Here is a 12,619-nt window from a genome sequence, read left to right as displayed (position 1 = left end):
ATGTACCTCGTCGAAATACTTCGGTAAGATGGTACTATTTACGATAGTTGAAATTGACAATTATTTATTTAAAATATTTAGGAAATTAAAATCTTGCTATCAGGTTTATTAAATTGGCAATCATTGATTTTATTGGGACTAACTACATATCATCTCATCGCTAGTAGCCAAGAAAAATCAAAAATACCCCCCATAGGAAAATTAATTGATGTTGATGGACATAAATTACATTTTTATTGTGCTGGAGAAGGTAAAATTACGATGATTTTAGATCATAGTTTAGGAGGGATAGATGGATATTTTTTAGTAGATGAATTGGCAAAAATATCAAGGGTCTTAATTTATGACAGAGCAGGGTATGGTTGGAGTCAATTTAGTCATAAACCTCGTCATAGTGAACAGATAGTCAAAGAATTACACACATTATTAGAAAAGACAGAAATTAAACCACCCTATATATTAGTTGGTGACTCTTTTGGTAGTTACAATATGCGTCTTTATACTCATTATTTTCCAGAAGAAGTTGTAGGGATGGTCTTGACTGATGGGTTACATGAAGAACAAATGTTATCTATGCCATTGAGTTTACAATTACTCAAGTTATTTTTTACATTTTCTTTTTTAATTGCTTCCTTGGGTGCAACATTAGGTATTGTCAGGTTTTTAGGCATAATAGGTATATTTGAAATTATCAAACCAGAATTACTTTTGTTTCCCAAAAATACATTAAAAATAGTCAAACGTTCTTTTTACTCTGGTAAACATTGGCTAACTATGTTTTTAGAAATGTGGAGTTTAAATAATAGTGGTCGGCAATTGCAAAAGATTGATAATTTTGGTAATATGCCAATCATTAATATTAAAGCTAGTACGTTTCTGAAAATTGGTTTCCAGAAGTTTTATTTTTCAATTACCCCGGCGGATAAACTACGGAATCAAATACAATCTAATTTATTAATGCTTTCTAATGATTGTGAACAAATCTTGGCAGAAAACAGTAGTCATTTTGTGTGGGTAGATGAACCAGAAATTATTATAAAAGCAGTCAGGAAAGTGTTAGAAAAAGTTGAACATCCAAAGGATGAATTAATGTAAATCAATCCAGCATTTTTCGTATATTTGCTACAATAAAAGCGAAAAGCGTTACCTATGAACGGCAGATGCTCAAAAAGATGTTTCGGCGAGAGGTTGTTAGCTTCATCAGTAAAGAATGAGGAGTTGGGAATACGTTTGGTGCAGTTACGAGATGTGGGTATGGGGGAATTGAGTGATGTTAGTTATAATACTGGGGTGCAGTTATTGGAGAGGGGAGAAATGAACCGCAGAGACGCAGAGGACACAGAGGGAAATGAACAGGGAGATAATATGGATGAGGCAGAGGTTTGGTTTAATCAAGGTATTGAGCAATTTGAAGCAGAAGATTTTGCTGGTGCAATTGCATCCTACGATAAAGCTTTGGAAATTAATCCTGACTACCACAAAGCTTGGGGAAACCGGGGTATTGCACTGAGTAACTTAGGGGAATATGAACAAGCAATTGCATCTTTTGACAAAGTTTTAGAATTTAAACCTGACGACCACGAAGGTTGGAGAACTCGAGGTGTAGCATTTTACGATTTAGAGCAATATGAACAAGCAATTGCATCTTACGACAAAGCTTTAGAATTCAAACCTGACGACCACCTAACTTGGAACAACCTGGGTAATGCGCTGTTTAAGGTAGGGGAAAATGAACAAGCAATTGCATCTTACAACAAAGCTTTAGAATTCAAACCTGACGACCACCTAACTTGGAAGAACCGGGGTTTTGTGCTATTTAATGTAGGGAGAAATGAACAAGCACTTGTATCTTTTGATAAAGTTTTAGAATTCAAACCTGACGACCACGAAGCTTGGAACGAGCGGGGTCTTACACTGCTTAATTTAGGTAAATATGAACAAGCAATTGCATCCTACGACAAAGCTTTAGAATTCAAACCTGACGACCACAAAGCTTGGAACAACAGGGGTGTTGCACTGGGTAATTTAGGTAAATATGAACAAGCAATTGCATCCTACGACAAAGCTTTAGAGTTCAAACCTGACTACCACAAAGCTTGGGGAAACCGGGGTCTTACACTGCTTAATTTAGGTAAATATGAACAAGCAATTGCATCCTACGACAAAGCTTTAGAATTCAAACCTGACGACCACAAAGTTTGGGGAAATCGGGGTTTTGCACTGGGTAATTTAGGGGAATATGAACAAGCAATTGCATCTTACGACAAAGCTTTAGAATTCAAACCTGACGACCACAAAGCTTGGAATGACCGGGGTGTAGCACTGGTTAATTTAGGGGAATATGAACAAGCAATTGCATCTTACGACAAAGCTTTAGAATTCAAACCTGACGACCACAAAGTTTGGGGAAATCGGGGTTTTGCACTGGGTAATTTAGGGGAATATGAACAAGCAATTGCATCTTACGACAAAGCTTTAGAATTCAAACCTGACGACCACAAAGCTTGGGGAAATCGGGGTATAGCACTGGATAATTTAGGGAAAAATGAACAAGCAATTGCATCTTTTGACAAAGCTTTAGAATTCAAACCTGACGACCACCAAGCTTGGTTTAACCGGGGTATTGTGCTGAGGAAGTTAGGGGAAAATAAACAAGCAATCGCATCCTACGACAAAGCCTTAGAAATTAAACCTGACGACCACCAAGCTTGGTTTAAGCGGGGTATTGCGCTGTGTTATTCAGGGAAAAATGAACAAGCACTTGCATCCCTCGACAAAGCCTTGTCAATTAATCCTAATCCTGAATACTTATCCGAAGCCTGGTATATAAGAGGTTTTGCGCTGGATGAATTAGGGGAATATGAACAGGCAATTGCATCCTATGACAAAGGCTTGGAAATTAATCCTGACGACCGCCTAGCTTGGTGCAACAGGGGTGTTGCGCTGGAGAAGTTAGGGAAATATGAACAAGCGATTGCATCCTACGACAAATCTTTGGAAATTAAACCTGACGACCACCTAGCTTGGTTAAACCGGGGTGTTGCGCTGCGTAATTTAGGGGAATATGAACAAGCAATTGCATCTTTCGACAAATCTTTGGAAATTAAACCTGACGACCACCAAGCTTGGTTTAACCGGGGTGTTGCGCTGCGTAATTTAGGGGAATATGAACAAGCAATTGCATCTTTCGACAAATCTTTGGAAATTAAACCTGACGACCACCTAGCTTGGTTAAACCGGGGTGTTGCGCTGCGTAATTTAGGGGAATATGAACAAGCAGTTGCATCCTACGACAAATCTTTGGAAATTAAACCTGACGACCACGAAGCTTGGCACAACCGAGGTGTTCCGTTGTTTTACTTAGGGGAATATGAACAAGCAATTGCATCCTGGGATAAAGTCTTAGATATTAATCCTGACTACTACCAAGTTTGGAAAAACCGGGGTGTTGCGCTGGAGAAGTTAGGGAAATATGAACAAGCGATTGCATCCTACGACAAATCTTTGGAAATTAAACCTGACGACCACGAAGCTTGGTTAAACCGAGGTATTGCGGCAGTAAATTTAGTGAGTTATGACCCTTTCCTCAGTTTATACAGCAATATTGCCAGAAATAATCCTCACCTGAACCAGCGTGGTTATGAAGGTCAATTAGCCAGCTATGAAGAAGGATTAAAATATTGCCACCAAGACACCCACCCAGAAGGTTGGGGTTTGTTAAATCAAGGAATTGGTAAAGCTCATTATTTCCAAGGACTTGCAAGTTTACGCTCTCGCACCTATTGGTTCAAAGCAGTTAAAAGTTACAATCAGGCTTTAAAAACTCTGACAGCAAGAGATTTTCCGGAATTGCATTTAGAGGTTTTACGTAACTTGATTAATGTCCAGTTGTATTTAGGTAAAACTGCCAAAGTTGAAGAATTGCAACGACAAGGAACTGATATTTTAAGAAGTTTACTGAATGAATGTCAAAGTCAAAATAAGAAACAACAACTGGCTTTAAAATTTGCAAGTTTTCAACAATTTACAGTGGATTTAGCTGTGCAGTCTGGTAATTGCAGTGCAGCGTTAGAGTTAGCAGAACAAGGGAAAAATGCTTGTTTAAGTTGGCTTTTAAATGGTTGGAGTGAAGAGTCACCCAAATTAACAGAAATTCAACAATTACTAAATCCTCACACAGCCATAGTTTACTGGCATCTTAGCCCCTACGCCCTCCACACTTTTATTGTTACCCATAACACCGAACCGATTATTCTTGCTGCTTCTATTCATGATAATTCCTATCTTCCAAGAAAACGATTACGGGATTTTGAAAAGTGGGCAGAAAACTGGGATGAAGAATATAGTAATTATCGCAAAAGTAAAAATAATCAAGATGAAAAAACTAAGACTTGGCAAGATAATTTACCTACCATATTGCAGGAATTAAGTGAAATTTTAGATATTGCTGCTATTGTCAATCTGATTAATAACCTCACTTCCCCAACCAACCTAATTTTAATTCCCCACCGCGACTTACACCGCTTTCCTCTCCATGCACTGTTTCCTGATAATTTCACCATCACCTATTTACCCAGTGCAAAAATTGGCATTTCTTTAAAAAGATTAAAATCAAAAAATACAGCCAAAATTAATGAATTACCTTTATTGAGTGTCGGATATCCTAATAGTCAAAATTTTCGTATTTTACGCCATGCAGAAATTGAATCTGCCACCATTGCTAAAATCTTCTCAGTACCTCCAGAACAGCAAATTATAGACTCAGCAGCAACCAAGGAAAATATTAAAACTGCCCTCACCAATAATTCTGGTATATTTCATTTTACAGGACATGGCTTTTATAACTTCCAGAATCCCAAACAATCAGCTTTAGCATTAAGCGGTAGAGATTTACTAACTTTAGGAGAAATTGGCTACCTAGAAAATTTTGGAAATTATCAATTAGTCACCCTTTCCGCTTGTGAAACTGCCATTACCAGCAACCAAACTATCACATCTGAATATATGGGATTAGTGAGCGGTTTTCTGTTCCAAAAAGTTGCGAATGTAGTTAGTACATTATGGACTGTTACTGATGATTCTAGTAGCTTTTTGATGATTTATTTCTACTGGCAATTGAAAAAAGGTAAACCTCCAATTATTGCCCTCAAAAAAGCTCAGAATTGGATGAGGAATTTAACGTTGCTCAAATTAGAAAAATTTTATCAAAAAATCCTAGCAAATTTACCCCCCGATGAACAACCTATCCGTCCATTTGTGAGAAACAAACCAAAAGAAATAAAGGAAAAGTCAATAGCTGAAAAACAACAAAAACTGTATGCAAATCCTTATTATTGGGCTGGTTTTATAATTACGGGGTTGTAATTGTAATATGTGAAATTTCCCTCGTTCACAGTCTCCGACTGGGAATGCTATTCAAGAGACTCAGTCTCTATTTTACAGCTATTTTCAGGTAAATAAACCGTCAGGCAGAGCCTAATATAATTCATTCCCACACAGAGTATGGGAACGAGAAATCCCCTCACGGAGTATGGAAACGAGAATATTCTCAAAGGTGTAAAATAGAGTTTATAATTGAGTAAACATTTCTACTAGCTAGACTACCTAAAACTACCATGAAACCTAACCAGATAATTCAGCTTACAGCTTTCTTAACTGCCCTGACAAAGCTAAATGAACCTTTACCAGAAAATATCCAAATTAAGCTTAATGATATTGGTAAAACTATGGCTACAGATGTCAATAATTTTAATGTAGATATCATCGCAGAAAGCTATCCAATTTTAGATAAAATTTATCAAGCGGAATTGACTGCAATTGATAGTATTATTAGTCAGCGAAATAAAGGTTTAGAACCCGAACCCTTACCCACTGACCCCACCCAGGAATTAACAAATGCGGCCATGAATAGTTTTAATGATTCTAATTCTGTAGACGCTGCTAAAAAAGTTGTTAATTCTTCTCTTCTGGAACGAGTAAGAAAATTTATTATTGGTAAGTAACTCAATGACTGAACAAATTATTTATCCCAGTATTGATTTATTTCTCTATGATTTAAAAGATGGTTTAGGGGAAACAGAAGCACAAATTAACGAAAATTGTGCAAACTTTTGTCGGAAAATTTATCATGATGTTGATGAAACCGAATTTAAACAAAGATTTGAACAACTTTTAAAATATAAAAACTTCGATGCTGAAGTTATTGAATTATTAGAAACTAGAACTAGAAAATTTAATTCTCCCTTAGATGGTTATTACTATCCTTTACAAATTAATGATACCTATGCTTTGCAAGTTGACTATTCTGGTAAATTAAATGCCAATAGTCAAGCTAATGATAATGCACAAAATCTTGATAATCAACCATTCGCTGAATTAAAACAGGAAATTACTCAACTTCTCGGACAACAAACAGGAACAATTGGACAAACTTGGTTAATGTGGGGAAAGTTAACCAGTTCCAAAACTGAGGCAGAAATTGAGGAAATTGCCCAGAAATGTTATACACAAGTTGTTACTGATTACAACTGGAATCGGGATTTTATTGGTAAGGGTAAATTAGGGACAGGAACAATTTTTGAATTATGGTATTGTCCGCAAAATTTAGGTGGGGAAGGTAAAGAGTTTTGGGATAAGTTCAGAGAATTGAGTCATCATGTTTTGATTTGGTTATTTCCTGAAAATACCACTGCTGATGAGATGAGGAAACAAGTCCAAAGTGTTTATCAAGACTTTTTACGATTATGGGAATACCGACATAAAATCGTTTGGTCATACTATCAAAGTCGTTATCAAAAACATAGTCTTAAAAAAGAATATATTGATGTTCAACCCTCGATTTACCAAGTACGTCAATTAACTGAATTACTGAAAAATAACAACTTAAAGTTAAATGATTTACAAAAAACGTTGGCTGATAATTTAATTAATTTATCTGATTATACTATTGCTTTAAATTATCTGGAAAATCATCATCGGACAATTATTTTAAACTTGGAAAATTATAAAACTCGGTTAGCTGATATTGAGCAAAAATATCCAGGAAGTGATTTAGAATTTCTGAAAAAATTTAGTGAAGGTGAAGTTTATGCCCAAAAATATCAACGTCAAGTAAAAGCAGATTTAGAAAATCTCAGTCCTGGATTAACTTTACTGCAAAATCTCAATAGCACTATCCAAGGAATTATTGACATTGAACAAACGAAAACTGATCGCACTTTAAACAATACCATAGCGATCGCCGGTTTAGGACTAGCAACTAGCCAAATAGCCTCCTCTGTGTTGGTTTCTCAATTCCCACCACCACCAAAAACCCCATTTATCATTACCCCACCATTTTATGTCAGCATTCTGACTGGAGTAATTGTCAGTATAATAGCCTGGATATTATTGACCAAAATTCGTCGTTAATAATTTCCTTTATCTTCTCTGCGATTCCATACTTTTATCATGCCTACCCAATCTATAATTCAAAGCATATATACTGATGGTGCTTGTACTGGCAACCCTGGCCCTGGTGGTTGGGGTTTGGTTGTTTATTTTAGTGATGGTTCTGTACATGAAATGGGTGACTCTTCACGATACACCACAAATAATAAAATGGAAATGCAAGCGGCGATCGCAGCATTAGAATTCTTTGCTAACTCTGGACAAACTCAACCTATCACCCTCTACACTGATAGCGAATATTTAATTAACTGTGTCACCAAATGGATACATGGTTGGAAAAAGAAAGGCTGGAAAAAATCAGATGGTAATCCGGTTCAAAACCAAGACCTGCTGGAAATTCTTGATCAACTAAACAACCAATTGATTAAATGGCAACACGTGCGCGGTCATTCTGGTAACATAGGTAACGAACGTTGTGATGTAATTGCTCGCTCTTTTGCTAATGGACAAATTCCATCTCTTCAGCAGCTAACATCCCCTGTGAATACTGACCGAACATCAACTAAAATCAATGAAGTAAATGTAACAAAAGTATCTGATTCTGCAATAAACTCTACAAAAGTTAATGAAAACAATGCCGAAAGTAGCACTTTTTCATCAGACATAACCACTATGGAATTATCTACAGTGTCAGAAACTACGACAAATGAAGAAAAACCTCACGAAACGAGGATTTTACAACTACGTAACTTAGTAGAAACCTTGCAAATTGCAGACGAAATTGCAGACAAGGGTTATTTGATCACCAGTTCCGAACTAGCAGACTTGATGGATATTCACGCCAGTGCTGTCACCAGTCGCGGTGATCAGTGGCGTTGGCGCAATTGGATAGTTTCACGGGTAAGACGTGAAGGAAATCAAATTCTCTGGGAATTAGAAAGAGGTGATCAAGTAGAAGCTGAAAATGAATAGGATGGGGCATTGGGCATTGGTAAAAATATTTACCCAATCACCAATCACCAATCACCAACTTAATACTTTCTTCCTCGCCATTCTTTGGGTGTGCGGAAAGCAGATAAAAAGATTCTTAAAACTGCCAAAGGATCGGCTAAGGGAGAAAGCCAGAATAACCAACCACCTTGAGCATTTTTACGGTCGTAAGAGGGGGCGATCGCTAACAACAAAGCAAAGCGAATTATTACTAAAAATACATTCACTGCCAATACCAAAGAGATGGGGAGATAGGGAGATGGGGAGATAGGGAGGTAAGCTAAAACAACTATCAGAGGTAAACCTTGTACTGCTGACAATAACCATAAATCACCCCAAATTTGGGCGCTTTCAGCAGCATCTTTTAAATCTAAACTGCGTCCCCACTCCTTCCAGGTTTCCATTGCACCCTCATACATCCGCACTTTGAAAACCTTAGCCCCATCAAAAAATCCCACTTTAAACCCAGCAGCGGCAATATTTCGCGCGAGGGTGACATCATCACAAAAAGAACTCTGAGCGCTGCTATAACCATCAACAGCAGCTAAAACCGAGCGCCGACATAAAAAACACTGTCCATTAGCCATTACCCTTTCTGGTTGTTCAGTGTAAACACCAGCAGGATCAAACCTATACAACAAAGTCATTAATAAAGCCGGTTGTAACCAACACTCACCTGGATACTGGAGAATAAACTGAGGAGAAAGGGAAACCAAATCATAACCCTCAGCTTGGGCAGTTTTTACCAAACTAGCTACCAAACCAGGATCAGGTTGAATATCTGCATCCATCCCCAAAAACCACTCACTATCTGGGGAACTAAATAAAAAGCCGTTGTGTAAAGCCCAGGGACGGCCTACCCAACCAGGAGGTAAAGGATCATCTGTCATCACCCGAAACCGGGGGTCTTTTTCCTGGACAGCTTTTACCAGTTCGGGTGTCCCATCTTGGGATCTGCTATCAACAACAATTACTTCTCTAACTTCGTAGCTTTGGCGACTTAACCCAGCTAACAGGGGACTAATACGTAAAGCTTCGTTTAAGGTGGGAACAACGACACTCACACTACCTAAAATATCTGGTGTAGGTTGTTGTGGTTTAAGAGGTGGATGTCGCCTTGGGCCTTTGAGTAGCCGTGATAGTAAAAGCGCAGTTGCTGGTACTTGGATTAGTAGTAATAATAGGGAAATAGTGCTTTCGATAATCAAAATATTTATACCAATTTCAAAATATAGGAGTCAGGGGGTAGGGAGATGGGGAGATCAATAATCCAATCACCAATCACCAACTTAGTGCTGAGTATAATACTAAATTAGGGTTTGCTGATAAAGTCTTGTCGTGGAGACAGGTGACAGGTGACAGGTGACAGTTTCAAGAGTTGGATGGGAACTATTTTTCCTTGAAGCAGGAATTAAATGCAAGGTTTTTCAGTTCTCACCTCATCAAAGCTTGCATTTTTTGAAAGTCAAAATCGCTAAAATCGTTTACCTGTAATGTTTTGAGATTTATTCAGCAAGCCCTAAATTACTTACTCAGCACTATGGAAATTACTTGAAAGCAACGTTAACGCTGGTAACAGGAACTTCTTTTGTTGTTGCTTCAACAGCTACAGCAGTAGAAAAACTAGGTGATCTCAGCCACAGCGCCACAGCAGGTGCAACACCCAGCAATACCCCTAAAACAATTGGGATAGAGAAACCAGCAGCTAAACTCATAACTGTCGCAAAACCAAAGTTAGCCAAATAGACTATCAAAGGAATGTTAAGTTGCGATCGCTCTAATTTGATGGGATTGTTTCTCCATAACAATGCTGCTGCTGTCATAAACACAGAACCAGTACCCATCCAACCAGCAAAGTTTTGATAAGGCATTCCAAAGAAAGCACCTGGTTGATGCCAATACCAGAAGGGGAGAGAAGTTTGACTCATTGCTGGATCAAGGACAAAATCCCAAGAAGTGAGTAGTAATGCACCCAAGGCGATCGCCCCTACATGACGTAATAAACTAGGCTTCTGATCAACTTCTAAACCTACACGTGCTAACAGGTAGGAAACAAATCCTACATAAAACCAGGACAAGGGAATTGTAAATGGTACTAAACCTGCAATTTTATAACCCAAACCACTTAAATAGCTGTAACCGCCAAAGGGAAAACCTGTGCTAGTCCCCAATAATTCGCTAGTCAAAGAAATTGATACAGCAGGAATGAAAAAGCACAAAGCCCTTCCTAAGCCCAAAGTCCGTTTAGCATAGAGGAAAACAGCCAATGCACCCAAAATCATATAGGCCACACCGCCACCTGCCATACTCCACTGCATAGCAGTCTGACCAACTTCGGATAAACTCAAAATTAACTCGGCATTAGGAATAATCAGTAATATCCCTACCAGTCCAAATACCATAGACACGATATGACCAATCAGGTATACACGCTCAAAAATTACCAGTTGTCTCATGATTAGTCCTTAACCTTCCTAAAATATGACATACGCCTACTCGACTGCTAATAGTTTACAAATGTTTAAGATCATAATTTAACTAATTTTTACAGAATCATCCAGGAAGATCAAATTTTGATCTATTTCCTCATTGAAAACTATGAATACTTAGGATCTGGGAGTTCTAGGAATTCTTCATTTTCTGTTACCTGTCACCTGTCACCTGTCACCTACGATTATGTCAATCCTTAAACAAACACCTTGGTTATCTTTAACACTCGTGTTCCTCAGTTATTGTGCTTTAGGCTGGGTGATATCAGAAACCAGAACTCCTGGGTTTGTCTGGTTAATACTTATCGCTGCTATCCTCTTACTACTAGCTAGTTTGACCACTCCTTGGTCAAAAATTGCCGAGTATTACAGCACATTACTTAAATCTAATCTTCGCAGTTTTTTAATTACGGTTTTATCTGCATTCCTGTTCTTTTTGATGCTTGCGTGGTTTCGGATATTTCTAGATACTTTACTGATTCTTTCCGCAACTATACTTGCCAAGATAGATTTTCAAACATCTGGCTATAAGGCAGGTTTAGGTTTTTGTTTTACTTCAATTTTTGCCCTATCAGGTTTAGCCATAGGAGCTTGGTTACACAGATTAATTTAAGTAAGTTTGTCAGTTGTCAGTTGTCAGTTGTTCTTAATGACCAATGACTAATGACCACTGACTAAGAACTAACCTGCTACAGCTTCTGTAACGGCTGGATAGACGCTAACTTTCTTGCGGGTTTTGCCCTTTCTTTCAAAAGTAACAATGCCATCAATTAAGGCAAATAAAGTATCATCACTGCCAATACCAACGTTGTTACCAGGGTGGAATTTAGTCCCACGCTGACGAACAAGAATATTACCAGAAATGACAGCTTGACCACCAAAACGCTTTACTCCTAGACGTTGAGCATTAGAGTCGCGTCCGTTACGTGTACTACCCGTTCCTTTCTTATGAGCCATGATTTCCTCTTTTATTTATCTACTTATTTGTATTATTGAGCAGTAGCTTCTGTTTCAACAGTGCTATCTACAAAATTAGGAGATTCTGGACTAATTGGCGCTTCTTGATATGCCAAAACTTCACCATTAAGATTAATTGAGTTAATCAAAAATCTGGTAATTTCCTGGCGATGTCCGCGTTTTTTGCGGGTTTTCTTCTTGGGTTTCATCTTGTAAACCAGGACTTTACGCGCTCTAAAGTGTCGCATGATAGTCCCTTCTACCGTCGCACCTGCTACCCGTGGCTGTCCAATGGAGACAGTACCTTCGTGTTGTACCAGTAATACTGAATCTATCGTTATTTTGTCATCTGGCTCGTTGTGCAGAAGTTCAATGTCGTAAAACCGACCGGCTTCTACCTTTATTTGTTTACCACCAGTTTCAATAATTGCGTAAGTCATGAAATTGTCCTTGAAGTTGCCGTACAGGTAGCTGACTCTCATCTCCTGTAGAGACTTAGTTTATGGATATTGCCAGCTTTTATATCGTGTCTACCTGATCCGAGCAGGAATAAGACAGACAATCTAAAATCTTATCTGATCTCCTGTCAGTAAGTCAACATTTTACCCGAATGAGGAATTTGTCTGGAAATTTTGACCTAAATCACCGGAATATTCATAGGTGAAAATGTAGTTAATTTCGACACAGACAGAACAAATATCCACTTATCTGGGTAGCGGCTAGAGTTACTCAGATTTTTTTTGATATCCAGAATATAATAATAGTCTAGTTTTCCAAAATTCAAAATTAATCCG

Annotated in this window: 10 protein-coding genes; 6 read left to right on the top strand and 4 right to left on the bottom strand. The window is 38.0% G+C overall.

The genetic code is table 11. The annotated features are described in order from the left end of the window. Positions 1–93: 93 nt before the first annotated feature. The 5 genes from WJM97_RS20260 (at position 94) to rnhA (ending at position 8,361) form a co-directional block, all read left to right on the top strand. Positions 94–1,095, top strand: a complete 1,002-nt coding sequence (locus WJM97_RS20260; protein ID WP_353930561.1) for an alpha/beta hydrolase — start codon at positions 94–96, stop codon at positions 1,093–1,095. 93 nt (positions 1,096–1,188) lie between these two features. After that, positions 1,189–5,364 carry a tetratricopeptide repeat protein gene (locus WJM97_RS20255; protein WP_353930560.1) on the top strand — a complete coding sequence of 1,392 codons (4,176 nt, stop codon included), beginning with the start codon at positions 1,189–1,191 and terminating at the stop codon, positions 5,362–5,364. Positions 5,365–5,615: 251 nt separating this feature from the next. After that, complete coding sequence (locus WJM97_RS20250; RefSeq protein ID WP_353930559.1) at positions 5,616–6,002, top strand: hypothetical protein; 387 nt, start codon at positions 5,616–5,618, stop codon at positions 6,000–6,002. 4 nt (positions 6,003–6,006) lie between these two features. Beyond that, positions 6,007–7,410 carry a hypothetical protein gene (locus WJM97_RS20245; protein ID WP_353930558.1) on the top strand — a complete coding sequence of 468 codons (1,404 nt, stop codon included), beginning with the start codon at positions 6,007–6,009 and terminating at the stop codon, positions 7,408–7,410. Between the two features lie 39 nt (positions 7,411–7,449). Beyond that, the gene (gene rnhA / locus WJM97_RS20240; protein WP_353930557.1) at positions 7,450–8,361 is read left to right on the top strand and encodes a ribonuclease HI; all 912 of its coding nucleotides are present in this window, start codon (positions 7,450–7,452) and stop codon (positions 8,359–8,361) included. Positions 8,362–8,420: 59 nt separating this feature from the next. Here the strand turns inward: rnhA and cruG are convergent, their stop codons facing one another. Next, positions 8,421–9,587 (bottom strand): 2'-O-glycosyltransferase CruG, encoded by a 1,167-nt coding sequence (gene cruG / locus WJM97_RS20235; protein WP_353930556.1) that lies wholly within the window; start codon positions 9,585–9,587, stop codon positions 8,421–8,423. 339 nt (positions 9,588–9,926) lie between these two features. Beyond that, the gene (gene cruF / locus WJM97_RS20230; RefSeq protein ID WP_353930555.1) at positions 9,927–10,835 is read right to left on the bottom strand and encodes a gamma-carotene 1'-hydroxylase CruF; all 909 of its coding nucleotides are present in this window, start codon (positions 10,833–10,835) and stop codon (positions 9,927–9,929) included. A gap of 220 nt (positions 10,836–11,055) precedes the next feature. Here cruF and WJM97_RS20225 point away from each other — a divergent pair, with 220 nt between their 5' ends. After that, positions 11,056–11,481: a hypothetical protein gene (locus WJM97_RS20225; RefSeq protein WP_353930554.1), complete on the top strand. Its 426-nt coding sequence runs from the start codon at positions 11,056–11,058 to the stop codon at positions 11,479–11,481. 68 nt (positions 11,482–11,549) lie between these two features. On the opposite strand, the gene rpmA is transcribed toward WJM97_RS20225, so the two are convergent. Both rpmA and rplU read right to left on the bottom strand, forming a co-directional pair. Further along, a complete protein-coding gene (gene rpmA / locus WJM97_RS20220) occupies positions 11,550–11,825 on the bottom strand; it encodes a 50S ribosomal protein L27 (protein WP_353930553.1) in 276 nt (91 codons plus the stop codon). 32 nt (positions 11,826–11,857) lie between these two features. After that, positions 11,858–12,265, bottom strand: coding sequence for a 50S ribosomal protein L21 (gene rplU, locus WJM97_RS20215; protein ID WP_353930552.1), 408 nt, complete (start codon positions 12,263–12,265; stop codon positions 11,858–11,860). Between the last annotated feature and the right edge of the window lie 354 nt (positions 12,266–12,619).

The sequence above is a fragment of the Okeanomitos corallinicola TIOX110 genome, from assembly GCF_038050375.1.
GTDB lineage: Bacteria > Cyanobacteriota > Cyanobacteriia > Cyanobacteriales > Nostocaceae > Okeanomitos > Okeanomitos corallinicola.
This window is presented reverse-complemented; position numbering and strand designations above follow the sequence as displayed.